This window comes from Ensifer sp. 2TAB8 (assembly GCF_052115125.1).
Lineage (GTDB): Bacteria > Pseudomonadota > Alphaproteobacteria > Rhizobiales > Rhizobiaceae > Ensifer.
In genome coordinates, this window is record NZ_JBFRGB010000007.1 from 24,553 (window position 1) to 49,432 (window position 24,880).

The following is a 24,880-nucleotide window of genomic DNA, read 5'->3' on the forward strand; positions in this document are numbered from 1 at the left end:
GTGAGCGCAGTCGAAAAACGACATGAGGAAGATCAGGCGACGGAAGCAGACGGGCGCGAGTCGGTGCTTTCCGTCCGTGACCTGACGGTCGGCTTCGGCTCCAACATCGTGCTCGACAAGCTGAACCTCGAAATCTACCGGGGCGAAATCCTCGGCTTCGTCGGCGCGTCCGGAACCGGAAAATCGGTGCTGATGYGCACCGTGCTCAGGTTGCTGGCAAAGCGTTCCGGCAAGATCGAGATCCTGGGCGCCGACTACGACAAGATCACCGAGGGCGAGCGCATCGCGCTCGATATGCGCCTCGGCGTTCTCTTCCAGCACGGCGCGCTCTTTTCGGCGCTGACGGTACGCGAAAACATCCAGGTGCCGATGCGGGAATACCTCGATCTGCCGCAGAGCTTGATGGATGAACTGGCACGGGTGAAGATAGAGCTCGTGGGCCTTGCGCCGGAAGCAGCGGAGAAATATCCGTCCGAGCTTTCGGGCGGCATGATCAAGCGCGCGGCTCTCGCCCGGGCGCTGGCGCTCGATCCCGATCTGGTCTTCCTCGACGAGCCGACCTCGGGCCTCGATCCGATCGGTGCCGCGGAGTTCGACGAGCTCATCGCCAAGCTGCGCGACACGCTGGGATTGACCGTGTATATGGTGACTCACGACCTCGACAGCCTCTTTTCCGTCTGCGACCGCATCGCGGTTCTCGGCAAGAAGAGGGTGCTAGTGGAGGGTACGGTAGAAGACATGCTGGCCTGCGACGACCCTTGGGTGCAGTCCTATTTCCGTGGCAAGCGGGCTCGAGCGATCGTACGCCACGATCCATGACTGGGAGCATCCGGTGCTCAAGCCAATCGCTTGGGAGCCGAAAGATGCGCCGGAAACTGAAATGCAAGAGGTTCTTCGTGGGTTCATTTGAACACACGGCGCTCCAGTGAATGCGGTTTTGGCGCCCAGGCGTCGAGATACGAGGTAGAGCCGGTGAAGCGGCCACGAAGGTAGTCGGTACGAATGGAAACGAAAGCGAACTACGCCATTGTCGGTTTCTTCACGGTGTTCGTGATCGCGGCCGCATTCGGCTTCGTCTACTGGATGTCGCAATATGGCCGCAGCGGCGAGATGGTGGAGCTTGTGGTCAATATTCCGGGTTCCGCCAACGGTCTTTCCGTCGGTTCGCCGGTGCGCTTCAACGGCATTGCCGTCGGCACGGTGCGCAATCTTGCGATCGACGCCAATGATCCACGCTATTCGATCGCCGTCACCGAGGTCTCCGTCGATGCGCCGGTGCTGAAGTCGACCAAGGCAACGTTGGAAGTGCAGGGGCTGACGGGCGCGGCCTACATCGAGCTTAGCGGCGGTCGCAATGGCGACGAGAACATCCTGAAGACCGCGATCGAAAAAGGCACGCAGGCACGCATCCTTGCGGATCAGTCGAGCGTGACCAGCCTGCTCGCAACGGCCGACCAGATCATGGACCGGGCCAACAACGCAATCACCGACATTCAGGGCTTCGTAACGGACGTGCGCGGCCCGCTGACAAATACGATCGGCAATGCGGAGAAGTTTTCCACCGCGCTCGCCAACAATTCCGGTGCGATCGACGACTTCCTGAGGAGCGTGACGGAGCTTTCGGGCTCGGTCAGCGCAGCCTCCAAGAAACTCGATTCGACTCTTGAATCTGCCGATGCCCTGGTGAAGTCCGTGGATCCGAAGAAGATCGACCACATCGTCTCGAACGTCGAGCAGATCAGCAACGACCTGAAGGCCGCTTCAGGCGGCGTTTCCGAAACGGTTGCCGCATTCCGACGCACGGTCGAAACTTACGAGCAGTTCGGCAAGAATGCCCAGAAGACGCTGGAGCGGGTCGATACGCTGGTGGCCTCGGTCGACAAGGAGAAGGTCGAGCTCGTCGTCAACGACATCACTGCAGCGACCGCCGACGCCCGCAAGACCGTTGCCAATATTTCTGAGTTCGCCTCGAAGATTACCGCCCGGCAGGAGGACATCGACCGCACGGTCACCGATGTCACCCAACTGGCGAGCAAGCTGAACAATTCGGCCAACCGGGTCGACAGCATCCTCGTCAAGGTCGACGGCTTCCTGGGCGATGCGGATGCCCCGTCGCTTTCGGCCGAGGCGCGCGCGACGCTCGAATCCTTCCGCAAGGTGGCAGACACGCTCAACGCGCAGATCGGACCGATCGCCGACAACTTGCGGCGCTTCTCGGGCTCCGGCCTGCGCGACGTCGAAGCGCTCGTCACCGATACGCGACGGACGGTCCAGAGCCTGGAAAACACGATCTCCACCTTCGACAAGAACCCGCAGCGTCTTCTCTTTGGCGGCGAGACAGTAAAACAATATGATGGTCGCACCCGGCGTTGAGTCGGGGCGTGGCGGGACCAGCTTAGGGCCAGACGGTGTGCTTTCGATCGAGGGGGCGCCAAGGTGCGTGGGACAAGGGTATTGGCAGTATGAGTTTTCAGGGGCTGGTTGGTATGCGAGTAGCGGGAGCGCGGCGCTCCGCCCTGATTTTCATGCTGGCAGCAGGCCTTGCCGGCTGCGGTACAAAAGCGGTCAATGACACATACAGTCTTTCGGCGTCGCCAGCCGTCGAAGGACGTGCCTCCACAGGCAAGCAAATCCTCGTGCCGGAACCAACGGCACTGAAGGCGCTCGACAGCGACCAGGTCGTCATCCGTCTGTCCGGATCCGAGCTGCAATATCTCTCCAAGGCACAATGGAGCGACCGACTGCCGAAGCTGGTGCAGTCGAAGCTGGTGCAGGCCTTCGAGGACACCGGCAAGGTCGGCGGCGTCGGCAAGCCGGGCCAGGGGCTGGCGATCGATTATCAGGTGATCACCGAAATCCGCGCCTTCGAGGTCTCGACGGAAGGTGCGGACACGGCGATCGTCGAAATCTTCGCCAAGATCCTCAACGACCGTAACGGTACGGTGCGGGCGCAAAAGGCGTTTCGCGCGACCGCCAGCGTCAAGGGCGCAGGAAACCCGGCCTTCATCAAGGCAATGGACCAGGCTTTCGCAAGCGTTTCGGCCGAGATCGTCAGCTGGACGCTCGGCTCGATCTGACGACGCCTATTCAGTGCCAACCGGCTCGATCCGGTTGATGACTTCCGCCACGCCCTGCATCTGTTTTGTCGCCTCTTCGGCGCGCATGGCTTCGGCTGCCGTCGCGACGAAGCCGGCAAGGATGATCGTGTTGCCCTTGGCCGTCACCGTTACATCGGCGGCATCGAGGCCGGGCGCGACCGCCAGAAAGTGGGCGACGCGGCGCTCCAGTTCAGCCGGATGCTCGGGCGTCAAGCGCTCCGGTTCATCGCCGTAGAATGTCCGTTTCTTGAAAATCATCGCATCCACCTCGCTCAACGCAGAGGAAACGCCGGATGCTCCGGTTTGTTCGACTGTTTCATTCGAAACAGCGGGAAATCGTCAGCCGTGCCATGTCTGTTTTCAAGCGACGGGATCTGTCGCGGCCACAATCAGCATGCAGGGGACATATCGATGCGCGGTTCTTTTTTCGCCATGGCTCTGGCGATCGTGACGGCTCTTGCCTTGGGTACGCCGGCACAGGCAGGGAACTACAGCTATGGCTGCAAGCCCAGTTGTGTCGTCAAAACCGTCAAGACTTATGGCGCCTATGGCGCGGTCATCCTGAAGAAGGTCCGCATATGCAATTGATGCAGGGAGAGGGCGTTCGCGATCGGCGAAACGCTCTCCGCCCTTGGCTTACGGCCAGCGCACCACCGGGGGCAGCGACGACAGGATCGACTCGACATTGCCGCCGGTCTTCAGGCCAAAGATCGTGCCGCGGTCGTAGAGCAGGTTGAACTCCACATAGCGACCGCGCCGTACGAGCTGTTCGTCCCGATCTTCCTCGGTCCAGGGCGCATTGAAGTTGCTGCGCACGATCTTCGGGTAGACGAGGGCGAACGCCTTGCCCACATCGCGGGTGAAGGCGAAGTCCGCGTCCCAGCCGCCCTGTTCCTCCGCCGAATGCAGCCAATCGTAGAAGATGCCGCCAGTACCGCGCGGCTCGTTACGGTGCGGCAGGAAGAAATAGTCGTCGCACCACTTCTTGAACTTGGCATGGTCGGCGACCGCATGACGGCTGCAGGTGATTTCCATGGCGCGATGGAAGAGCTGCGTGTCGGCATCGGTCGTGACGCGGCGGCGATCGAGCACCGGCGTCAGGTCGGCGCCACCGCCGAACCAGTTGCTGGTCGTCACCACCATGCGGGTGTTCATATGAACGGCCGGCACATTGGGGTTCACAGGATGGGCGATCAGCGAAATGCCGGAAGCCCAGAAACGCGGATCCTCGGCAGCGCCCGGGATCTGGCTGCGGAACTCAGGCGAGAATTCGCCGTAGACCGTCGACGTATGGACGCCCACCTTTTCGAAGACACGGCCTTCCATCATCGACATGCGGCCACCGCCGCCCTTGCCATCGTCGCGGCTCCAATCCTTGCCGACGAAACGTCCGGGCGCGCGGTCGGAGAGCGGACCGGTCAGATCATCCTCGATCGCTTCAAATGCAGCGCAGATAGTGTCGCGCAGTCCTTCGAACCACGCGCGCGCCTCGGCCTTCTTGTCTTCGATATCTGCGGGGAGGCCCGGGGGTAGCTGCGGTCGTTCCATGGAAAATTGCGTCCTGTTGGCGGGATTTCCCGATGAAATGCCGCCGATTCTATTGAAGTCGCCACAGTTCATACTTTCGCGCCGATGGCAACGCCGGTCCAGTACCTTGGGCGGTCTGTCGCAACGACAGCACCTATGGGCAGCGAACCTGCTCTCCAACAAGCCTCTGGCAAAGGGCGAGCGCCGTCACTATATTAGCGACTAGAGGTATAGCCCATGGCAAGAATACCTGCAGGCCCGCCGCTCGATGGTTTGCGGCGGCAGATCGCCCGGCATCGCCGGGACAACCGGACACGAGGCGATGGCCTTTTCGTGCGGGAAACCTTTCGTCTCGATCGCAGTGCCGCCCGCGCGAAGGCCCGGGAATGGTTCGATACCTGGCCGAAAGCTGCCTACTGGACCGAGGTCGAGAGCTGGCGCCAACTCGATGGCGACGAGATCGAGTTCACAATGCGCCGCCTGCCGACGGCTGATTAGCCGTTCTGCTCCTCAAGGGTGCGTGTCTTCGTCCATCAGTCGCGGTCCGGCGCCTTCCATCGACAGCACGTCGTGCGGATTGCGCAGCGGACATTCGCGCAGCGACAGGCAGCCGCAGCCGATGCAACTCGTCAGGTGATCGCGCAAGGCCATCAGGTTGGTGATGCGTTCGTTTAGCTGTTCGCGCCAGTTTTCGGACAATTTTCCCCAATCCTCCACCGTCAGCGGACGATCGTCCGGAAGGACCAACAAAGCGTCCTGTATCTCAGACAAGGGAATGCCGGTGCGCTGGGCGACCTTGATGACCGCGACGCGTCGCAGGACGCTGCGCGGATAGCGGCGCTGGTTGCCGCGGGTACGGTTGCTGCGGATCAGCCCCTTGGCCTCGTAGAAGTGCAGGGTGGAGACGGCGACGCCGCTTCGTTCCGCCACTTCGCCGACCGTCAGTTCGCGACGCAATTCGCTGCTTTTCACAATTGTCATGATGGCTATTGACCTCAACTATTGTTGAGGTTTTATAGCATTGGCTCCATACTGCAGACAACAGGAGCTTGATCCCCATGACTGAGAAAATGACCCTTGCCGTGATCTATGGCAGTGCGCGCCAGGGTCGCTTCTGCGATACGGTCGCCAACTGGCTGATCCGGGAACTTTCGGCTTCGGAGACCTTTACGTTGACGGTGATCGACCCGGCGCGGCTGCGGACGTCGCGTGGGCTCGGGGCGGCGGTCAATCCGGGCGAGTGGCTCGAACGCAAGATCGCCGAGGCTGATGCCTTCGTCATCGTCACGCCCGAGTACAATCACGGCTATCCGGCGGCGCTCAAGGAACTGATCGATTCGGTCTACGAGCCCTGGCAGGCCAAGCCGGTTTGCTTCGTCTCTTATGGTGGCGCCTCTGGCGGCATTCGGGCCGTCGAGCAGTTGCGCCAGGTTTTCGGCGAACTACATACGGTGACGTTGCGCGACGGGATCACGTTCCCCAAGGCCTGGTCGAAGTTCGATGCTGCCGGCAACCTCTACAAGCCCGAGGAACTGCGCGCGCCGCTGTTTTTGATGATGGATCGGCTGACCTGGTGGGCGCGCGTTTTGAAGCAGGCGCGCAAAAGCGCGCCCTACAACGAAGTGGCTGCGTAGCACCTGCCATTGAAAGCCGTCGGTTCCGCGTTCAGCGGCCGCCGGCCGTGGTCAACAGCCAAGGAGGTGGCGATGTTTGCGCTGTCAGGCTGGAGAGACTTGCCGGATCGCTTCGCCGGCGATCATCGCTACGGACATCGCGATGTTGAGCGAGCGCTGGCCTTCTGCCATTGGGATCAAGATGCGCCCGTCGGCGCGTTCGTGCACGTGGTCGGGAACGCCGGCGCTCTCTCTTCCGAAAAGTAGGATATCATCGGGGCGGAACTCGAAGCGGGTATAGGGCAGGGCAGCCTTGGTGGAGGCGAGCACCAGCCGGCGTCCGCTTGCAGCCCGCCACGCCTCGARGTGCTCCCAGTTGACATGACGGGTGAGCGCGACCGAAGCGATATAGTCCATGCCGGCGCGTTTCAGGTTGCGGTCGGAGAGGTCGAAACCGGCGGGTTCGATCACGTCGACGGAGAGGCCGAGACAGGCGGCCAGGCGCAGGATCGTGCCGGTGTTGCCTGGAATATCGGGTTGGTAGAGGGCGATGCGCAGGCTGCTCATTTCAGATCACTCGTTTTTGCGGCCATCGCGCCGCGCGTCAAACTCCGCAGCCAGGATGCCCATCATGATGTCGTCGTGCCACGCACCGTCGATCAGAGCCGACTCGCGTTCGCGGCCCTCGACGGAGAAGCCGGACTTGACGTAGGCGGCAATCGCCCGTTCGTTGAAGGCGAGAACCCTGAGCGAGACCCGGTGAAGGGCAAGTTCATCGAAGGCATAGGCCAATACCCGCTTCGTGACCGCCGTGCCAAGACCCTTGCCCAGCCGTTGCGGATCGAAAATGCCGATGGCGAAGCTCGCGCGTCGATCCTGATGGTTGAGGTTATCGAGGCGCACTTCGCCGATGAGGCCGCCCTGATCGATGACCCAGGCGGTCGGATGTCCGGCGATCCGCGTCACCCAGGCGGCGGCCTCGCCGTGACCGAAAAGGCCGGCAAACGACCTACCGGCGCCGAACATCCGGTAGATTTCCGGATCGCGGCCGAGCCTCAGGCGCGCATCGACATCACCGTCGTGAGGGCGGCGAAGGACAAAGCCGTTGCCTTGAAGATCAGGAGCCCTATCCGATGAAGCGTTCATGCTGCTTCTCCAGTGCGAAATGGCCGGCGTTCCCTGCTTGTGAGGGCGCTCATATTGCTGAAGCTAATCTGTGCCGAAACGGCAACAGACACGCAATCGATGAAAAATTGTGGAAGAAACAGCCTGCGACAATCTGGCATGCCGGCGCAAATAGGGGTAGAGATCGAGCCTCTTCAACGCGAACCGACGGAGGCAAACATGAATGTATTGATGTTGACACGCCTTCCTGGAGTAGTGGGCCACCGTTTGGCCTGACCGGTTCCGCGACCTATCTTCTAAAAGAGATTGACGCGCTTCCGGAACTCCGGAAGACGAAGCCCTTTTTCGGGCTGCATTTCCGGACTGACTTTTTCATCATAAGAACGCGGGGAAACCCGCTTTCCTTCAAAATTCTCTGAAGGAGCAAATGCAATGTTTGGCTGGTTTGAATCCCGCCTTGACCCATACCCGGCGGAAGAGCCGACGCTCCCGCCGAAAAGCCTTTTCGGCTTCTGCTGGCATTATTCCAAGCCGGCCGTGCCGTGGCTTCTCATCATGTCCGTCTGCACCATGCTGATTGCCGTCGGCGAGGTGGCGCTGTTCCAGTTCCTCGGCAACATGGTCGACTGGCTGTCGAGCGCCAACCGCGAGACGTTCCTTGCAGCCGAAGGCGGCCGGCTCTTCTGGATGGGCGCGCTGGTCCTCATCGGTCTGCCGGGCTTGGTCGCAATCGACTCCTTGATCATGCACCAGGTGCTGCTCGGCAACTATCCGATGATCGCCCGCTGGCAGATGCACCGCTATCTGCTGCGCCAGAGCATGACCTTCTTTGCCAACGAGTTCGCCGGGCGCGTGGCGACGAAGGTGATGCAGACGTCGCTGGCGGTCCGCGAAACGGTCATGAAGATCCTCGACGTCTTCGTCTATGTCGTCAGCTATTTCGTGACCATGCTCGCCGTCGTCGCGACTGCCGACTGGCGTCTCGTCATCCCGCTCACCATCTGGCTCGCGATCTACATCTGCATCGTCAGCTACTTCGTGCCGCGACTGCAAAAGATCTCCAAGGAGCAAGCGGACGCGCGCTCGATGATGACGGGACGGATCGTCGACAGCTACACCAATATCGGCACGGTCAAGCTCTTCTCACATGCCGGCCGCGAGGAAGGTTATGCACGGGACGGCATGGACAGCTTCCTTGGCACCGTGCATCGCCAGATGCGCAAGGTGACGCTGTTCCACATCCTGGTTTACGCCAACAACAGCATCGCGCTCTTTGCCATCGCAGCGCTCGGCATCCATCTCTGGTTGACCAGCGCCATCTCGGTCGGGGCGATTGCGATCGCCGTCGGTCTCGCGATGCGCATCAACGGCATGTCGCAATGGATCATGTGGGAAGTCTCGGCGCTCTTCGAGAACATCGGTACGGTCTATGACGGCATCGGCATGATGACCAAGGGGCACGACATCGTCGACGAACCGGACGCCAAGGCGCTGAAGGCGGAGAAGGGGGCGATTGCCTTCGACAACATCCGTTTCCACTACGGCAAGGCCAAGGGCGTCATCGATCACCTGCAGCTCGACATCAAGCCGGGCGAGAAGATCGGTCTCGTCGGCCGCTCCGGCGCCGGCAAGACAACGCTCATGAACCTGCTGCTGCGCTTCTACGACCTGGAAGACGGGGCGATCCGGATCGACGGCAAGGATATCTCCACCGTCACCCAGGACAGCCTTCGCGCCCAGATCGGTGTCGTTACGCAGGATACCTCGCTGCTGCACCGCTCCATTCGCGACAACATCGCCTATGGACATCCGGAAGCGGATGACGAGGCGATCATCGCGGCGGCGAAGAAGGCGAATGCCTGGGACTTCGTTCAGGGGCTCGAGGACAACCAGGGCCGCAAGGGCCTGGATGCCCAGGTCGGTGAACGCGGCGTCAAGCTCTCGGGCGGCCAGCGCCAGCGCATCGCGATCGCGCGCGTGTTCCTCAAGGACGCGCCGATCCTGATCCTCGACGAGGCGACCTCGGCGCTCGATTCCGAGGTCGAACAGGCAATCCAGGAGAACCTGTTCGCGCTGATGGCCGGCAAGACGGTGATCGCGATCGCCCATCGTCTGTCGACCCTGACGGAGATGGATCGGCTGGTGATCCTCGAGGCCGGCCGCATCGTGGAGACGGGCTCGCATGCCGAACTCGTCGCTCATGGCGGCCTCTATGCCGATCTCTGGTCTCGCCAGTCCGGCGGCTTCATTGCCGACGATGTCGAGAAGGAAGAGGCGGCAGAGTAAAAAACGCAGCCCGCCGTTCCTTCGAACGGCGGGCTGACCTTTCACACGTTACGCATTTGTAATCAGCAATTGCACCAAAACCGATTGCTGTTCCCACCGAACCGCCTATATCGGAACCATGCTCAGCGCTATCGTCAGCCTCTTCGAGAACTGGATCAAGCCGTTCGCGCCGCGCGAGCGCCTGCAGCCGCCGAAATCGCTGTGGGGTTTCGCCTGGTTCTACGCCGCCCAGGCGAAAGGGCCATTCATTGCGATGGCCGTGCTCGGCGGCCTCGTGGCGATGCTTGAAGCAGGGCTGTTCTATTTCGTCGGCCGGCTGGTCGACGTTCTCGATACGGTGAAGCCGGAAGCCGGCTGGGGCGGTCTAATCGCCGCCAACGGGCCGGAACTCCTGTTCATGCTCTTGACGGTGATGGTGTTCCGCTTTCTTGCGGTGTCGCTGGCAGCACTGGTCGAAGAGCAATCGATCATCACCGGCTTTCTCAACCTGGTGCGCTGGCAGTCCTATGTGCATGTCGCGCGCCAGTCGCTGACCTTCTTCCAGAACGATTTCTCAGGACGTATCGTCACCAAGGTCTGGGCCGGGGCGCAGGCGACCAGCGACCTCATCGTCTCGCTGCTGCAGGTCGTCTGGTTCATCGTGATCTACACCGCGTCCACCATGGCGCTGGTGGCGCAGCTCGACTGGCGCCTGGCGGCAATGGTCGCCTTCTGGATCGTCGTCTTCCTGGCGCTCGCGCGCTTCTTCGTCCCGCGCATCCGCAAACATGCCCGCGACACGGCCGAAATGGCATCGATGCTGAATGGCCGCATGGTCGATGCCTATTCCAATATCCAGACGCTGAAGCTCTTCGGCCGCGATGAAGAGAACGACCGCTATATCCGCTCCGGCTTCGACCGGTTCCAGCGCGCGGTCATTCCGTTCACGCGGCTTCTGACGGCCGTGCGTGCGTCGCTGGCGCTGCTTTCCGGCATGATGATCACGGCCATCGCCGTCTATTCGATCCATCTCTGGCTCGGCGGCTCGATCAGTTCCGGGGCAGTGGCCTTCACCCTGGCGCTGGTTCTGCGGCTCAACATGCTGCTTGGCCGGATGATGACGCAGTTCAATTCGATCATGCGCAACATCGGCACGATCCAGAACTCGGCCGAACTGGTGTCGCAGTCGATCGGGCTCGTCGACCGTCCCGGCGCCACGGAGCTTGCCGTCAGCCAGCCGGAAATCCGCTTCGAACACGTGCGCTTTCATTACGGGAAGGGCGAACGCGTCATCGACGATTTCTCGCTCGTCGTTCGCCCCGGAGAAAAGGTGGGCATCGTCGGCCGCTCCGGCGCCGGCAAGTCGACCCTCGTCAATCTGCTCTTGCGGTTCTACGACCTCGAAAGCGGACGCATACGCATCGACGGCCAGGATATCGCCGCAGTCACGCAGGAATCCCTGCGCGCGCAGGTGGGCATGGTCAGCCAAGATACATCGCTGCTGCACCGCTCCATCCGCGACAACATCCTGTTCGGCCGGCCCGATGCCAGCGAGGAGCAACTGATCGCCGCTGCAAGCAAGGCTGAGGCCTACGACTTCATCCTCGGCCTCCAGGACCAGCGCGGTCGCAAGGGTTTCGACGCCCATGTCGGCGAGCGCGGCGTCAAGCTTTCCGGCGGTCAGCGCCAGCGTATTGCGATCGCGCGGGTGATGCTCAAGGACGCGCCGATCCTCGTTCTCGACGAGGCGACCTCGGCGCTCGATTCGGAAGTCGAGGCGGCAATCCAGTCCAATCTCGACCGTTTGATGCAAGGCAAGACGGTGCTGGCGATCGCCCATCGGCTCTCGACCATCGCCGCACTCGACCGGCTCGTGGTCATGGACAAGGGGCGGATCGTCGAGGAAGGAACGCATGCCGAGCTCGTCGCCCGCGGTGGGCTTTATGCCGGGCTCTGGTCACGCCAGTCGGGCGGATTTCTTGCCCGCGAAGAAGCGGCGGAGTAGGGCGGCTCAAGAGCACTTCAACACCTGCTCGACCGGCTTGAATTAAGCCTAACTGGCGACCGTCAAGTCCTTGTGCCGATTGGCCGCGCTTTTCCCCGCGACAATCTGCCCACATCCCCTTGTCAAGGCTGGACATAATTTGCGATCAAGCATAGAACGCGCCGGATTGACGGGGAATCTGTGTGCCGTGCGTGCGCAGAATTTTTTCGGATTCTGGTGCCGATGTCGTGTTTGCAGCCGCAAGACGACGGGGGCGGCAGCACTATGAATTGGGCGCGGTTCCTTGACCTGGATCAAGTCTCAAGGGGCAGGAATTTCGCCGGGGGCGGATGCGGTTTCCGCAATAATTGCGTGAGAGGATGGTTTAGCCGTGAGCGAACACGACACTTCAAGCGAGGCCTTGGGCGAGCCCACTCGCCGCGATTTCCTTTATCTGGCTACCGGTATGGCAGGCGTCGTCGGCGCTGGTGCTGTCGCTTGGCCGTTCATCGACCAGATGCGTCCGGATGCATCGACGCTCGCGCTCGCCTCGATCGAGGTTGACGTTTCGAGCCTGCAGCCCGGAATGTCGCTGACGGCGAAATGGCGCGGCAAGCCGATCTTCATCCGCAACCGTACGGAGAAGGAAGTCGAAGAGGCAAAGGCCGTCAAGCTCGACGACCTGAAGGATCCGGTTGCGCGCAATGCCAACCTTCCAGCCGACGCACAGGCAAGCGACGTCGATCGCTCTGCCGGCGAAGGCAAGGAAAACTGGATCGTCATGATCGGTTCCTGCACTCATCTCGGCTGCGTGCCGCTTGGTCAGGCCGGTGACTTCGGTGGCTGGTTCTGTCCCTGCCACGGTTCGCACTACGACACGGCCGGCCGTATCCGTAAGGGTCCGGCGCCGGAGAACCTTCATGTGCCGACCTTCTCGTTCGTTTCCGACACAGTTATCAAGATCGGTTGAGGGGACTACTGATAATGAGTGCTGAACATTCAACCTACACGCCGACGACAGGCATTGAGAAATGGGTTGATTCCCGTCTGCCGTTGCCGCGTCTCGTTCATGATAGCTTCATCAGCTATCCGGTTCCCCGGAACCTGAACTACGCCTACACCTTCGGTGCCATGCTTTCGGTCATGCTGATCGTCCAGATCCTGACCGGCATCGTGCTGGCGATGCACTACGGTGCCGACACGTCCGTTGCCTTCAACTCCGTCGAAAAGATCATGCGCGACGTCAACCACGGTTGGCTGCTGCGCTACATGCACGCCAATGGCGCATCGTTCTTCTTCATCGCCGTCTACCTGCACATTGCCCGTGGTCTCTACTACGGCTCGTACAAGGCTCCGCGCGAAATCCTCTGGATCCTCGGCGTTGTCATCTACCTCCTGATGATGGCGACCGGTTTCATGGGCTACGTTCTGCCCTGGGGCCAGATGTCCTTCTGGGGCGCGACCGTTATCACCGGCTTCTTCACCGCATTTCCGTTGGTGGGTGAGTGGATCCAGCAGTTCCTGCTCGGCGGCTTCGCTGTCGACAACCCGACGCTGAACCGCTTCTTCTCGCTGCACTATCTGCTGCCCTTCATGATCGCCGGCGTCGTCGTCCTGCACATCTGGGCTCTGCACGTGACCGGCCAGACCAACCCGACCGGCGTTGAAGTCAAGTCCAAGACCGATACCGTTCCCTTCACGCCCTACGCGACGCTGAAGGATGCGCTTGGCGTCTCCGTCTTCCTGCTCGTCTACGCCTGGTTCGTCTTCTACATGCCGAACTTCCTTGGCCATCCGGACAACTACATTCCGGCTGACGCGCTGAAGACGCCGGCTCACATCGTTCCTGAATGGTACTACCTGCCGTTCTACGCGATGCTGCGCGCCATCACCTTCAACGTCGGCCCGATCGACTCCAAGCTCGGTGGCGTTCTGGTGATGTTCGGTTCGATCATCATCCTGTTCTTCCTGCCCTGGCTCGATACGTCCAAGGTCCGCTCGGCTGTCTACCGTCCGTGGTACAAGCTGTTCTTCTGGATCTTCGTCGTCAACGCCATCATGCTCGGCTGGCTCGGCTCGCGCCCTGCAGAAGGCCTCTACGTCGTGATGTCGCAGATCGGCACGCTGTACTACTTCGGCTTCTTCCTCGTCATCATGCCGGTTCTCGGCCTGATCGAGACGCCGAAGCGCATCCCGAACTCCATCACCGAAGCGGTGCTGGAAAAGCGGAATGCGAAGGCGCAGCCGGTAGCCGCGCGCGCCTGATCAGAACAGCGATTGATAAGGAACCCACAACAATGAAAAAGCTTGTTACAGGCATTCTGTCACTCGCTGTCGTCGCTGGTCTCGGTCTCGGTGCAGCTGTCGCCGAAGAGGCGAAGGGCGGCGAGGAGCATGGCGGCGGTACGCCTCACTATCCGATTCACAAGCCGGAGCAGCAGGAATGGAGCTTTGCCGGCCCGTTCGGTCACTATGACAAGGGCCAGCTTCAGCGCGGCCTGAAGGTCTACACCGAAGTCTGTTCGGCTTGCCACTCGATGAACCTGGTGGCCTTCCGTACGCTCGAAGGCCTCGGCTACTCGGAAGCGCAGGTAAAGGCGTTTGCGGCCAACTACGAAGTCCAGGACGGCCCGAACGCCGACGGTGAGATGTTCACCCGCAAGGCTCTGCCGTCCGACCACTTCCCGTCGCCTTACGCGAACAAGGAAGCGGCTGCTGCATCGAACAACGGTGCAGCCCCGCCGGACTTCTCGCTGATCGCCAAGGCACGTGGTATCGAGCGCGGCTTCCCGCAGTTCGTCTTCGACATGTTCTGGCCCTACCAGGAAGGCGGCCCGGACTACATCCACGCGCTGCTGACCGGCTACCAGGATCCGCCGCAGGGCGTCGAGGTCGCCGAGGGCACGCACTACAACCCGTACTTCGCGAACGCCGCCGCTCTGGCGATGGCGCAGCCGATCTCCAACGACCAGGTTACCTACGACGACGGCACGCCGCAGACGGTCGACCAGTACGCCAAGGACGTCGGCGCATTCCTGATGTGGACCGCAGAGCCGCACCTCGAAGAGCGCAAGCGTACCGGCTTCATGGTCATGGTGTTCCTGCTGATCTTCACCGGCCTCGTCTATCTCACGAAGAAGTCGGTCTACGCTAACAAGGAACATTGATCGACCGCCGCTAAGCCGGATTGATCGAAATCCATAAAGAGGCCCCGGTTCGTCCGGGGCCTTTTTTGTTGCCTATTGCGTATCCGGCGGCGCCTGACCCCAAGCCAAAGACAACAAAAAGGACGTGCTGCTTCATGGTGGTTCAAGCGTCTATGCGCGTCTATCGAAGCGCATCGGGCTGCATATCGCGCGCTCCTGCAACATCCCAGCGAAGGCAGATCGCCACAGCGTTCCCTAACGCGCGTGCGCCACCGCAACGGATCCAGGAGAGACTGTGCGACGGGCCTGGGATCTGTGCCCCAGCGGCTTCTATGCGTCGGAAGGGCCTGGTTTCCAGCCACCTGCAGCGGCCCATTGATCTGCACGTCGAATGATCTGCCACAGATGCTCCGACTTGCCCTCGGTGTAGGCCATCCGGTCATGACGATACCGTGCCGCTAGAGCACGCTTCAGTTCGGCATATGGGGCGTGTTCAAGGACGTGCGCGCGCATGTAGTCGCGAAACAACAGCGACCATTGCTCCTGCCAGCTTCCCAACCGTCGCATGTGGATGTGCGTGCGTTCACCGCCTGGCTGCTCACGGAAGTAGCGTTTCGTCCGATCGGCGTTCAACGGCCGCCACAGGTAGCCGATCGTCGCCATCTTTTCCGCGATGATTTCGATCGGTTCCAGATCGGCAACGGAAAGCTGGACATCGATGATTGGTTTGGCCGCCAGCCCCCGGATTGCAGTGGAACCGACATGGTCGATACGCAAGGCATGGTCTCCCAATGCGTGGCGGATCGCATTTGCCTTGATCGCAAACCTCTCCGGCCAATCAGGAGACCAGTCGAGAATTTCGACCGGCGATGCAGTGTGAGGCAGTTCAATCTTCATGACCGAAATCCATGACGTAGCGTCTCCAGTGTCAACATCTTTGGTTTGAGCACGCGGCTCACGCATTAAGCGCACATCCGCATATTGAGGTTGTAATTTTAATCGAAGAACACCTGGTCAGTTGCGTCTCTCCGTTTCTCAAGAGGTTGAAATCCGATGTTCATTTCATTCAGACGGCTGGTGCTGGCCGGTACGATCGGCCTTGCCTTTCTTCCCGGCATCGCCCAGGCCGAGAGCTATTCGACGCTTGCCAAGCAGGGCTATGCGATCGGCAAACTTACTAGAGGCAAGTCCGGCGCCTGGGGATGGGTCGTCGCCAACACCGAGAAGAAGTTCTTTTGCCGGCTCAATGTCGCCTCGGCCTATGTCAACAAGAAGGAGATGGTGAGTTTCACGGCAAGCGGGCGAATGCTTAAAATCGACCGCGCGACCTATGACGGGGCGCTCGGCGGGCCGGACCCGAACAAGCCTTACTTGAAGGACCTTCAGGCTGGCCGCGTGAAGCCTGCCGACGTCGGCGGCTGCTCGCCGYTGCGCTGAACCGGTTTGGGCTGAGGGTGAGGGCTGGCGAGTCTGTTGGTCCCGGTATGTCTGCTGCGCCCCGTTCACTACGGCTGCCTGCGGACAGACAGTCTGAGTTTAGCGGAAGCGACCGACCGCTTTTCTTCACTGACGCGCTTGCAAACGAAAACGGCCCCGTCGCAAGACGGGGCCGTTTGTTGTTCTGGATGCCAGTGCCGCTTAGCTGAAGCGACCGGCTGCGTGGGCGAGCATCGTGTACACCTTGCCGGTATCCGACGTCAGGTAGGTCTGGGTGATGCGCTTGTCCGGGTCGTTGCGGGCAACGTCGGCGAGCAGTTTTTCAAAGTCCGAGATATAGCGATCCACGGCGGTGCGGAACTCCGGCTCACGATCGTACTTACGCTTGATCTCGTCGAAGGTCTGCTGGCCTTTCAGCGTATAGAGCCTACGGGTGAAGACGTCGCGCTCGCCGCGCTGGTAACGGCGCCACAGTTCGACCGAGGCATCGTGATCGATGGCACGGGCGATATCGACCGAGAGCGAGTTCAGCGACTCGACGACGTGGCGCGGATTGCGGCTATCGCCGGTGCGGGCTGCAGGCTGCGCTTCCGCCGGGCGCTGCGGCGCCGGCGAGGGCGCCTCTTCACGCGACGCCGCACGCAGCAGGTCACGCATCCAGCCACCACCCTCAGCAACCTCACTGGTCACCGCCTGCGACGGAGCAGGCTGGCGAACGGCTGGTTGTTCGATGCCGAGGCTGCCGCGCAGGGCCTGGGCCGGTTCCTGCCGGCCCGGCTGCTCGACCGCCTGCTGCACTGCGGGCTGCTGAGCGATCGGCTGAGGCTGGGGTGCCGGCTGCTGCTGGACGACTGGCTGCTGTTGAACAACCGGCTGTTGCTGCGCGACTGGCTGTTGCTGGACCGGACGAGAGACCGGAGCGGCGGCAGGCTGCTGACGCAGCGGCTGGGCGACCTCGAGCTGCGTCGAGGACTTGCCGATGATATCGGATAGTTCCTGCAGCGCCTTGATCTGCTCGCCAACGGCGCGACGCATGACCGCCGCGTTTTCCTTGGCCTCTTCCGGCAGGTCGAATGCACCGCGCTTCAGTTCTTCGCGGGTCATGTCGAGTTCCTTGCGGATCTCGCCGGCCGAGCGACGGATTTCGTCGGTGGCGCCGCTGAAGCGACCGATCGCTTCGTCGATCGCCACCCGAACCGCGTCGCGCAGTTGCCCTGCGACGCCGTCGGACTTCTTGCCGCTTTCCGTCAGMATGCGCTCGATGTCGGATACCGAGGCTGCGACGCTGCCGCGCAGACGCGAAGCCACTTCCTTGGAGCGCTCCTCGGCATTGGCAAAGGCGCCTTCGATCGATGCACCGGCATCTTCGCCGACCTTGGCAATCGCCTGGCGCAGCGCTTCAGAGGCGCCAAGCGCGCGACCCTCGACAGAGGTCAGCGTCTTGTTGACGTCGGCAAACGAGGTCTCGACACCGGAGCGAAGCGTATCGGCGATCTGGCGCGAACGCTCCTCAGCCCGGCTGAAGACCTGCTCGACCGAAGCGCCAGCTTCGTCGCCGGCCTGGGCGAGGGTGTTGCGCATCGCTTCTGCCGCTTCCACTGCACGCTGTTCAGCGCTGGTGAGCAGCCGGCCGACATCCGAGAAGGACTGCTGAATGCCGCTGCGCAGGTTGCCGGCAACGAGGCCCGAGCGCTCTTCGGCGCGCTGGAAGGCGCCGTCGACGAAGCCTTCGAGCGCACGCATCGTGCGTTCGATCTCTTCCGAACGCTGGACGAGGCCGACCGACAGGGTGCGCAACGCGTCCTGGCGTTCCTCGAGTGTGCTGACGAGGTTCGACTGGGCGGCCCCCAGCAGGTCCGACGCCTGGCCAAGCACCTTCGAATGGTCCTCGAAGCGGCCGACGATGCCGCCGATCTGCGAGAGCGTCGAGGCGGAGATGTCGGAGAGCTTGTCGACCTTGCCTTCGATGAGGCGGGTGGAAGTCGACAGCATGTCGGAAGCCTGGCGGGTCGATTCCGACACACGGGCGATCGTCGATTCCAGACGCTGGTCCATCTCGCCAAGGTTGTTGCTTGCCTGGTCGATGACCGTGGCGATCGCCGCATTGTTGTTGGCGAGTTGGTCGATCAGGCCCATCGCGGTCGACTGCAGACGGTTCTCGACCATCTTCATCGCTTTCGCCGTTTCCTCGGCGCGGTGCGAAATCGCGTTCAGCGTTTCACCGGTGCGCTCGGCAATGGCGTTGACCAGGGCGGCATTTTCCGCACGCAGGCGGTCAGCGCTTTCCTGGGTCACGGCGGCGATGCGTTCGGCTGCCTCGCGGCCGGTTGCGGCATACTGGTCGATGACCGGGCGAGCCTGCTCGTCGATGAGGCGCGACAGTTCGAGCGAACGGCCGGCGAGCATCGAGTTGAGTTCGCGGGTGCGGTCGTCGAGCGTGTTGCGGATCGCTTCGCCGCGGGCTTCCAGCGCCTTTTCGGTGTTGGCGAGGCCCTGGTGGATGTTGTCCGCATGGCTGGCGATCTGGCTGTGCGTCGCAGCGAGCCGTGCCGTTGCCGTATCGGCCGCGTCGGCGATCGAGCGGGCGAGATCGGCATGACGCACTGCTGTGGCAGCAGCCTTCTGCTCGATCGTATTGGCGAGGTCCGCATGGCGCGCGGCGGTTGCCGCTGCGGTCTGGTCGATCGTGTTGGCGAATTCGGCCTGACGGGCAGCGAGTGCCGACGCGAAATCGTCGCCAGCCCTGGAAAGGAGCTCGGCAGAGCGCGCCGCTTCCGCGTCGATTTCACGGGCAACGTCGCTGACGGCGCCGCGAAGGGTCGTCGCAAGGCCGGCAGCCTTGCCTGCGATGCGCGCCGCTTCGGCGTCGAATTCCTGGGCAACCTCGCCAACTGCACCACGGAGCGTCGTCGCGAGGCCTGCAGCGTTGCCTTCGATGCGGGCTGTTTCCGCGTCAAATTCCTGGGCGACATCGCCGACGGCGCCACGAAGCGTGGTCGCAAGGCCGGCAGCCTTGCCTTCGATGCGGGCTGCTTCGGCGTCGAACTCGTGGGCGACATCGCCGACGGCGCCGCGAAGCGTGGTCACGAGACCGGCAGCCTTGTCTTCCATGCGGATGGCTTCGGCGTCGAACTCCTGGGCCACACCGCCAACCGCGCTGCGCAGGTTGCTGACGAGATCGGTCGTCTTGCCTTCAAGACGGGAGGCTTCCGCGTCGAGGTCCTGCGTTGCTTCGCTGACTGCGCCGCGCAGGCTGCTGACGAGACCGGCGGCCTTGCCTTCGATGGTGCGATTGACGTTTTCAAGACCGATATTGAGGGCACGATCCATGGTGCCGAGACGCTCGGCGATGCGTTCCGCACCGGACTCGATGGCACCGGAGATGCGGCTTGCCGCGATTTCGCTCATGCGATCGATGTCGCCGGCACGGTCGCCAAGGCTGTCGGCGATGCGCTGGCCGGCGCCATCAACGATCTCGTTGACGTTGCCGACGCTGTCGCGGACGCGCTCTTCGAGCGAGCTGAGGCTGACTTCGAGACGCAGGCCGGTATCGTCGACCAGCGCGTTGACGTCGTTGACGCTGCCGCGGATGCGATCCTGCAGAGCGCCGAGGCTGCTTTCGATGAGGGTGCCGGTGTCGCCGACAACCGAGCCGACGCTGCTGACGCTGCCACGGATCCGCTCTTCGAGGGTGCTGAGGCCGCCCTCGACGCGGGCAGCGGCATCGTCGACGACGGAGCCGACATTGGCTACGCTGCCACGGATGCGGTTTTCAAGCGCGCCGAGATTGCTTTCGATGCGGGCGCCGGTGTCGTCGACAACCGTGCCGACATTGCCGACGGTGTTGCGAATGCGGTCTTCGAGCACGCCGACGCGTGTTTCGATATGCATACCCGTTTCGTCGACGATCGAGCCGATGTTGCCAGCGCTTTCACGCATACGATCTTCGAGAGCGCCAAGGCTCGTCTCGATGCGCAGGCCGGTATCGTCGAGGCGGTCGTTGATGCCGTTGATCGACAGGTCGACGCGGTTGGTCAGGCTGTCGGCCGCCAGGCTGATCTGGTTGGCCGTTTCAGCCAGACGCTCCGCAATGTGACCGGTCGTCGAACGCATGCGCGCGTCTAGCGTTTCGCCGCTGCGGTCGATGACCCCGGCGAGTGCCGACTGGCGCTCTTCCAGCGACATTTCGAGCATGCTTGCGCTGGTGGCGAGCGTCGTGGCGATGGCGGTCGACTGATCGGCCAGCATGCCTTCGAGCTGGTCGCGGCCCTGGCCGACGGCCAGGTTGATGGCGTTGATCCGGTCGTCGAGCGTGGCACGGATCTCTTCGTGCGTCGACGTCAGCGTATCGCGCAGATGTTCGGCACGACCGCTCAGCGTCTGCTCGATCTCCGCTGCCTTGCCGGCGAGCGAAGCGGTTGCTTCGGTCGTACGCGCGGTCAGCGCATCGGCGATGTGCGCGCTGGTCTCGGTCAGCGTATCGGAGATCTTGCCGACGCGGCCGCTGAGGTCCTCGGCGATGCGGGCGCTCGTCTGGGTGAGGGTATCGGAAATCAGGCTGACGCGGCCGCCAAGGTTTTCGGCGATCGTGTTGACGCTATCGGAGAGCTTTTGCTCGATATCACCGACGCGGTCGGTCATGGTTTCGGCGACCGCCGTTGCGCGGAACGTCAGGCTGTCGGCCACGTCTTCGGCGTGACGGCTCAGCGTATTCGCCATCTCGTTGGCGCGCGACGACATCGTCGAGGTGATCGCAGCGGCGCGCTCGGCAAGAACGCCATCGAGCGCCGATGTCTGGGTCGTGAGGGCTTCGGAGATCGCCTCGCCACGTTCGGAGAGAACGCGCTCCAGCCGATCGGCAGTGCCGTTGACGGCATTGTCGATCGAATCCGCGCCCATCGACAGGATGGTCGAAAGCGCGAGCGTGCGTTCGGAGAGCGTATTGTCCAGGCGATGCTGGCTTGCGGCAATCGCGCTGGTGATTTCGTCCGTCGAGCCGCTAAGCGTCTGTTCGATGCGGGCATGGGCGGCGTGCAGGCCATCGACGAAGGCTGCGGTGCGGGTATCGAGACCTTCCGTCAGGCGCTGTTCGCTTGTGGTGAGTGCGCTTGCAAGCGCGTCTGCGCGCTGGCCGAAGCCGTTTTCGATGCGGTCCTGCGCCTGGGAGAGGGCCCCCATGAGGCCGCTCGTCTTCTCGGAGAGCACGCTGTCGATACGGCTGTGGGCATCGCCGACCAGGTTGCCGAGCTCAGAGGTACGGCTGCTGATCGTCTCCTCGATGAAGTCCTGCGTCGCGCCGAGCGTGGCCGCCAGTGTCAGCGACTGGTCGGAGAGAGCGGAGCCGATCTTCTCGATGCTGCTGTCGAGCGCGCCGCCGATCGCTTCCGAACCGCCGGAGACGGTTTCGTTGATGCGGTGCAGGCTTTCCATGAGCTTGGTGTCGAGCATGCTCGCGCGCTTGTCGAAGGCCGAGGCGAACTCGTGGAAGCGTTCGTCGAAGGCGGTAGCGAGCTGGCCAACCGTGGTCTGCAGTTTCTCTTCGAAGAAGCCGCCGCGCAGGTCGAGATCCATGATCGCATCGTCGGCGCTCGAACGCAGGCTCTGACGGAAGCTTGCGCCTTTCTCGTCGAGCGTGGCGTTGAGCGAGGCAAGTACGTGATCGAGGCCGCCGGTGATCGCCTGCTGGCCGACACTGAGGCTCTCGTTGAGGTCACGGGTGCGGGCGATCAGCGTCTCGTTGAGCTGGCGTGCACGGTCGTTAAGCGCCGCGTTCAGCCGTTCGGTGCTGGCGTCGAGCGAGGAGGCGCGAGTTTCGAACTGGCTGAGCAGGTCTTCGCCGCGCTTCGTCAGCGTGTCGCTCAATTGGTCAAGCCGCGTATCGAATTCGGTGCTAAGGCCAAGGCCGGCCGCGGTCAGGCCCGAAAGCAGCGTGTCCGTACGGGCCGACAGCATGCTGCCGATCGACTGGAGGGCGCTGTCGGATTTTTCGCTGAGGGCCGCGGCACGCGTGTCGATGAGGGACGCGAAGGCTTCGCCGGAAATCGCAATGCGCGAGGCGATGTCGTCGCTCGCCTGTTCCAGGTCGTCCTTGAGTTTGCCGTGGGCACCGGCGATTGCCGAGCGGATCCGCTCGGAGTGGCCGATGATCGCTTCACGCTCGAGGCCGAGTTCCTGCACCAGCGTGCGGACGCGCAGTTCGTTTTCGCTGTAGCTGCGTTCGAGCGCGTTGACTTCGGAATGGACCAGCGTCTCGAGTTCGGTGGCGCGTGCGATCGTGCGCTCGATGCCCTCGTTCATCGCCGAGACTTCGCGGCGAACGGCCTGACCGACGGTCATGACACGATCGGCGGCGGCGGTCTCGGGTTCGGCGAGGCGCAGGGCCACTTCAGCCATGGAGCGAGCCGCATTGCGCAGTTCCTGCGCGCGGGCGATCATGATGGCGAAGGAGAAGAAGAGCATGACCGGCAGCAGAATGCCGATCGCGACGCCGATGGCGCCAGGGGTCGCCGCCAGATCGCTCAACGTGCGGATCTGCCAGATCTGCGGCCCATAGAGAAGGTTGGCAATGCCGAGGCCTGCGATGGCCCAGATGATCGACACCAGCGCGGCAACCCGGATCGCGGCGCGATTGGAGCGCACGTCGAGCGCACGCAGCATCGCAGCCGGCGAACGGCGACCATCGTCGTTGGCGGCGGAAAGGGAAGGGGATTTCGGCGCAGGTTCCGGGGCGAGCGTCTTGGCCGCTTCGGCAGCACGTGCCGCGCGGGTTGGCTCCGGTTGAGACTTTGCTCTTTTATTCTGATCGGGCGCTGGCGCCTGATTGCCGGGCTGAGACACATTTTCCTCCGGATCATCCAAGGAAGTCTTGTCGTTCGGGCTCGAGTTAAGCTCGTCAAAATCGATCTTCAGGGCAGCTTCCAAAGCCTGGAAGGCCTTCTCGTCGATTGACTCATTGCTCTTTTTCGTCGCCATGGGGATACGCCTCATTACCTTTTGCCAGCGACGAAGCTGCCAGCGCACGCGCAAAACGGGCGGGCCGGGCTTCTTCCTCGCGGGCTGTGACGGCAAGATACGCGCATTGGATCTACGCAATACCCTACTGATCACACACTGCATTGCCTCGACGGATAGTCACATTTGCGGACGAAAGGGACCGCGACTTGAGCTTATCCACCGGAACGGTTGCCATTTTCGCACGAAGGCACGTTCCTGAGCGTATCGTAGTGACACATTAGCCGGGTTCTTACAATTAAGAGCGCTCGGGCTTAATTAAAATCCTAATGAAATCTTAATACGATAGCCGGGCCAAAGCCAGAAAATACAAGGAAATCAGATGGTTTAACGGCCGTTAACCATTTTCCCAGATTCCCGCCCATATTGCGCCCCGATTTAAGCCGATAGCAGCCCCGCACCCGCAAAGGATGCATGTCCGAAGAATACGGGTGTGCGTGTCGATGACAGGCGACACCGAAAACAAGACCAACATAGAATAAACAATAGGGAATTTGGCTCATGGCAGCCCTTAGAATTGCCTTCGAAGCTCCGGACAACCCGGGAAACTCTGCAGCGACCGGCAAGAAGCCGATCGACCTCGCTCACCTTGCAGCACAGACCATGGGTGACAAGGCGCTCGAAATCGAAGTCCTCCAGCTCTTCGCGCGTCAGGCGCGCCAGGTGATGAAGGAGATGGTCGAAGGCGACCACACGCTTCGTACTCAGGCCGCCCATCGACTGAAGGGGGCTGCGCTTGCGGTTGGCGCCGTCGACGTCGCCCGCTTTGCCGGCGCGATCGAGCAGAACCCGGACGAAGCATCGCTCTGCGAGGCTCTTTCGGCTGCTGTGCTCGAAGCCGAGCTGTTCATCTTGAAGCTCTGCCGCTAATTCGCGGCGCTATCGGGCGGGTGGCCGCCCACATTTCAAGATAAAGGCCTCGCGCCCGTGGCGCGCGAGGCATGGGATGATGGCCGTTGTTGACTGGCCGGCGGATTTGTTGGAAGAACTTCCACTGAATTTGCGCCCGAGCGGCGTGCGTTCTGAACAGGCTTTACGCCTTGCCAGTCCCAGCAGTTCATTCCGGAAAGAAACATGACAAAACTTACGATCGTTGCCTTTGATGGCGCGCGCCATGAACTTGATGTCGAAAACGGCTCGACGGTCATGGAAAACGCCGTTCGCAATTCGGTTCCCGGCATCGAAGCCGAATGCGGCGGGGCCTGCGCCTGCGCGACCTGTCATGTCTACGTCGATGACGCCTGGGCGGCTGTCGTCGGCGCTCCGGAAGCGATGGAAGAAGACATGCTGGACTTTGCCTACGACGTCCGCCCGACGTCGCGGCTTTCCTGTCAGATCAAGATGAGCGATGCCCTCGAGGGTCTCGTCGTGCATGTGCCGGAGCGTCAGGCTTAAGTCGCATCGCGATCTTTCAGCTTGCGCGTTCGGCATCGCGCTATGACGCAGCCGCCGCTACTCAAATTGAGGGTCTGGCCTCAGCGCTCCGCATCGGACTGCGCGGGCCGCTCTCCAATCCATAGCTTTGCACAAAAAAAGCGCCTCGCCGGTCGTTGGACAAGCGAGGCGAGGAGGGCGCATCGCTAACAGATGAGGGAGGGGACATCTGCAGCACCAAGACACGCCAGGAGAACCCATGCCGGCTCCGCTGTTCAGTTTCTTCTTTTTAATATTGAA

The 24,880-nt window shown here is 62.1% G+C and carries 21 protein-coding genes; 14 read left to right on the forward strand and 7 right to left on the reverse strand.

The window, feature by feature from the left end; genetic code table 11:
* The 3 genes from AB4Z53_RS13855 (at position 1) to AB4Z53_RS13865 (ending at position 3,077) form a co-directional block, all read left to right on the forward strand.
* A complete protein-coding gene (locus AB4Z53_RS13855; protein WP_441596344.1) occupies positions 1 to 819 on the forward strand; it encodes an ABC transporter ATP-binding protein in 819 nt (272 codons plus the stop codon).
* A gap of 183 nt (positions 820 to 1,002) precedes the next feature.
* Positions 1,003 to 2,373: an MlaD family protein gene (locus tag AB4Z53_RS13860; protein ID WP_441596345.1), complete on the forward strand. Its 1,371-nt coding sequence runs from the start codon at positions 1,003 to 1,005 to the stop codon at positions 2,371 to 2,373.
* A gap of 89 nt (positions 2,374 to 2,462) precedes the next feature.
* Positions 2,463 to 3,077 carry an ABC-type transport auxiliary lipoprotein family protein gene (locus AB4Z53_RS13865; protein WP_113540087.1) on the forward strand — a complete coding sequence of 205 codons (615 nt, stop codon included), beginning with the start codon at positions 2,463 to 2,465 and terminating at the stop codon, positions 3,075 to 3,077.
* Between the two features lie 6 nt (positions 3,078 to 3,083).
* On the opposite strand, the gene AB4Z53_RS13870 is transcribed toward AB4Z53_RS13865, so the two are convergent.
* The gene (locus AB4Z53_RS13870) at positions 3,084 to 3,356 is read right to left on the reverse strand and encodes a BON domain-containing protein (protein ID WP_113540142.1); all 273 of its coding nucleotides are present in this window, start codon (positions 3,354 to 3,356) and stop codon (positions 3,084 to 3,086) included.
* A gap of 153 nt (positions 3,357 to 3,509) precedes the next feature.
* Here AB4Z53_RS13870 and AB4Z53_RS13875 point away from each other — a divergent pair, with 153 nt between their 5' ends.
* Positions 3,510 to 3,686 (forward strand): hypothetical protein, encoded by a 177-nt coding sequence (locus AB4Z53_RS13875; RefSeq protein ID WP_162768895.1) that lies wholly within the window; start codon positions 3,510 to 3,512, stop codon positions 3,684 to 3,686.
* Between the two features lie 48 nt (positions 3,687 to 3,734).
* Here AB4Z53_RS13875 and hemF read toward each other — a convergent pair whose 3' ends face one another.
* Positions 3,735 to 4,646, reverse strand: coding sequence for an oxygen-dependent coproporphyrinogen oxidase (gene hemF / locus AB4Z53_RS13880; RefSeq protein WP_113540086.1), 912 nt, complete (start codon positions 4,644 to 4,646; stop codon positions 3,735 to 3,737).
* Between the two features lie 216 nt (positions 4,647 to 4,862).
* On the opposite strand from hemF, the gene AB4Z53_RS13885 reads away from it, so the two are divergent.
* On the forward strand, positions 4,863 to 5,123 hold the full coding sequence (locus AB4Z53_RS13885) for a hypothetical protein (protein WP_113540085.1): 261 nt from the start codon (positions 4,863 to 4,865) through the stop codon (positions 5,121 to 5,123).
* A gap of 12 nt (positions 5,124 to 5,135) precedes the next feature.
* Here the strand turns inward: AB4Z53_RS13885 and soxR are convergent, their stop codons facing one another.
* Positions 5,136 to 5,606 (reverse strand): redox-sensitive transcriptional activator SoxR, encoded by a 471-nt coding sequence (gene soxR / locus AB4Z53_RS13890; protein ID WP_113540084.1) that lies wholly within the window; start codon positions 5,604 to 5,606, stop codon positions 5,136 to 5,138.
* A gap of 77 nt (positions 5,607 to 5,683) precedes the next feature.
* On the opposite strand from soxR, the gene AB4Z53_RS13895 reads away from it, so the two are divergent.
* Positions 5,684 to 6,259, forward strand: a complete 576-nt coding sequence (locus tag AB4Z53_RS13895) for an NADPH-dependent FMN reductase (RefSeq protein ID WP_223727501.1) — start codon at positions 5,684 to 5,686, stop codon at positions 6,257 to 6,259.
* Between the two features lie 84 nt (positions 6,260 to 6,343).
* Here the strand turns inward: AB4Z53_RS13895 and AB4Z53_RS13900 are convergent, their stop codons facing one another.
* On the reverse strand, positions 6,344 to 6,805 hold the full coding sequence (locus tag AB4Z53_RS13900) for a tRNA (cytidine(34)-2'-O)-methyltransferase (RefSeq protein WP_441596346.1): 462 nt from the start codon (positions 6,803 to 6,805) through the stop codon (positions 6,344 to 6,346).
* Between the two features lie 6 nt (positions 6,806 to 6,811).
* Complete coding sequence (locus AB4Z53_RS13905; protein WP_441596347.1) at positions 6,812 to 7,384, reverse strand: GNAT family N-acetyltransferase; 573 nt, start codon at positions 7,382 to 7,384, stop codon at positions 6,812 to 6,814.
* A gap of 411 nt (positions 7,385 to 7,795) precedes the next feature.
* Between AB4Z53_RS13905 and AB4Z53_RS13910 the strand changes: the two genes are divergently transcribed.
* From AB4Z53_RS13910 to AB4Z53_RS13930, 5 genes are all read left to right on the forward strand, one after another.
* Positions 7,796 to 9,649 carry an ABC transporter ATP-binding protein gene (locus AB4Z53_RS13910; protein WP_113540080.1) on the forward strand — a complete coding sequence of 618 codons (1,854 nt, stop codon included), beginning with the start codon at positions 7,796 to 7,798 and terminating at the stop codon, positions 9,647 to 9,649.
* A 118-nt stretch (positions 9,650 to 9,767) separates the two neighbouring features.
* Positions 9,768 to 11,633 carry an ABC transporter ATP-binding protein gene (locus AB4Z53_RS13915; protein ID WP_441596348.1) on the forward strand — a complete coding sequence of 622 codons (1,866 nt, stop codon included), beginning with the start codon at positions 9,768 to 9,770 and terminating at the stop codon, positions 11,631 to 11,633.
* 370 nt (positions 11,634 to 12,003) lie between these two features.
* A complete protein-coding gene (gene petA / locus AB4Z53_RS13920) occupies positions 12,004 to 12,582 on the forward strand; it encodes a ubiquinol-cytochrome c reductase iron-sulfur subunit (protein ID WP_113540078.1) in 579 nt (192 codons plus the stop codon).
* 14 nt (positions 12,583 to 12,596) lie between these two features.
* The gene (locus AB4Z53_RS13925) at positions 12,597 to 13,877 is read left to right on the forward strand and encodes a cytochrome b (protein ID WP_113540077.1); all 1,281 of its coding nucleotides are present in this window, start codon (positions 12,597 to 12,599) and stop codon (positions 13,875 to 13,877) included.
* 32 nt (positions 13,878 to 13,909) lie between these two features.
* Positions 13,910 to 14,779: a cytochrome c1 gene (locus AB4Z53_RS13930; RefSeq protein WP_113540076.1), complete on the forward strand. Its 870-nt coding sequence runs from the start codon at positions 13,910 to 13,912 to the stop codon at positions 14,777 to 14,779.
* A gap of 309 nt (positions 14,780 to 15,088) precedes the next feature.
* Here AB4Z53_RS13930 and AB4Z53_RS13935 read toward each other — a convergent pair whose 3' ends face one another.
* Positions 15,089 to 15,655 carry a GrpB family protein gene (locus tag AB4Z53_RS13935; RefSeq protein WP_441596349.1) on the reverse strand — a complete coding sequence of 189 codons (567 nt, stop codon included), beginning with the start codon at positions 15,653 to 15,655 and terminating at the stop codon, positions 15,089 to 15,091.
* A 156-nt stretch (positions 15,656 to 15,811) separates the two neighbouring features.
* Between AB4Z53_RS13935 and AB4Z53_RS13940 the strand changes: the two genes are divergently transcribed.
* A complete protein-coding gene (locus AB4Z53_RS13940; protein ID WP_113540074.1) occupies positions 15,812 to 16,195 on the forward strand; it encodes a hypothetical protein in 384 nt (127 codons plus the stop codon).
* Between the two features lie 201 nt (positions 16,196 to 16,396).
* Here AB4Z53_RS13940 and AB4Z53_RS13945 read toward each other — a convergent pair whose 3' ends face one another.
* Entirely contained in the window at positions 16,397 to 23,167 is a 6,771-nt protein-coding gene (locus AB4Z53_RS13945) for a kinesin (protein WP_441596350.1), read from the reverse strand.
* Positions 23,168 to 23,707: 540 nt separating this feature from the next.
* On the opposite strand from AB4Z53_RS13945, the gene AB4Z53_RS13950 reads away from it, so the two are divergent.
* Together AB4Z53_RS13950 and AB4Z53_RS13955 are read left to right on the forward strand one after the other, a co-directional pair.
* Entirely contained in the window at positions 23,708 to 24,076 is a 369-nt protein-coding gene (locus AB4Z53_RS13950; RefSeq protein ID WP_113540072.1) for an Hpt domain-containing protein, read from the forward strand.
* Positions 24,077 to 24,280: 204 nt separating this feature from the next.
* A complete protein-coding gene (locus AB4Z53_RS13955; protein WP_113540071.1) occupies positions 24,281 to 24,601 on the forward strand; it encodes a 2Fe-2S iron-sulfur cluster-binding protein in 321 nt (106 codons plus the stop codon).
* Positions 24,602 to 24,880: the final 279 nt, after the last annotated feature.

Coding starts and splice junctions, on each gene's coding strand:
- AB4Z53_RS13860 (WP_441596345.1), top strand. CDS start 1,003: ATGGAAACGAAAGCGAACTACGCCATTGTCGGTTTCTTCACGGTGTTC.
- AB4Z53_RS13865 (WP_113540087.1), top strand. CDS start 2,463: ATGAGTTTTCAGGGGCTGGTTGGTATGCGAGTAGCGGGAGCGCGGCGC.
- AB4Z53_RS13870 (WP_113540142.1), bottom strand. CDS start 3,356: ATGATTTTCAAGAAACGGACATTCTACGGCGATGAACCGGAGCGCTTG.
- AB4Z53_RS13875 (WP_162768895.1), top strand. CDS start 3,510: ATGCGCGGTTCTTTTTTCGCCATGGCTCTGGCGATCGTGACGGCTCTT.
- hemF (WP_113540086.1), bottom strand. CDS start 4,646: ATGGAACGACCGCAGCTACCCCCGGGCCTCCCCGCAGATATCGAAGAC.
- AB4Z53_RS13885 (WP_113540085.1), top strand. CDS start 4,863: ATGGCAAGAATACCTGCAGGCCCGCCGCTCGATGGTTTGCGGCGGCAG.
- soxR (WP_113540084.1), bottom strand. CDS start 5,606: ATGACAATTGTGAAAAGCAGCGAATTGCGTCGCGAACTGACGGTCGGC.
- AB4Z53_RS13895 (WP_223727501.1), top strand. CDS start 5,684: ATGACTGAGAAAATGACCCTTGCCGTGATCTATGGCAGTGCGCGCCAG.
- AB4Z53_RS13905 (WP_441596347.1), bottom strand. CDS start 7,384: ATGAACGCTTCATCGGATAGGGCTCCTGATCTTCAAGGCAACGGCTTT.
- AB4Z53_RS13910 (WP_113540080.1), top strand. CDS start 7,796: ATGTTTGGCTGGTTTGAATCCCGCCTTGACCCATACCCGGCGGAAGAG.
- AB4Z53_RS13915 (WP_441596348.1), top strand. CDS start 9,768: ATGCTCAGCGCTATCGTCAGCCTCTTCGAGAACTGGATCAAGCCGTTC.
- AB4Z53_RS13925 (WP_113540077.1), top strand. CDS start 12,597: ATGAGTGCTGAACATTCAACCTACACGCCGACGACAGGCATTGAGAAA.
- AB4Z53_RS13930 (WP_113540076.1), top strand. CDS start 13,910: ATGAAAAAGCTTGTTACAGGCATTCTGTCACTCGCTGTCGTCGCTGGT.
- AB4Z53_RS13935 (WP_441596349.1), bottom strand. CDS start 15,655: ATGAAGATTGAACTGCCTCACACTGCATCGCCGGTCGAAATTCTCGAC.
- AB4Z53_RS13950 (WP_113540072.1), top strand. CDS start 23,708: ATGGCAGCCCTTAGAATTGCCTTCGAAGCTCCGGACAACCCGGGAAAC.
- AB4Z53_RS13955 (WP_113540071.1), top strand. CDS start 24,281: ATGACAAAACTTACGATCGTTGCCTTTGATGGCGCGCGCCATGAACTT.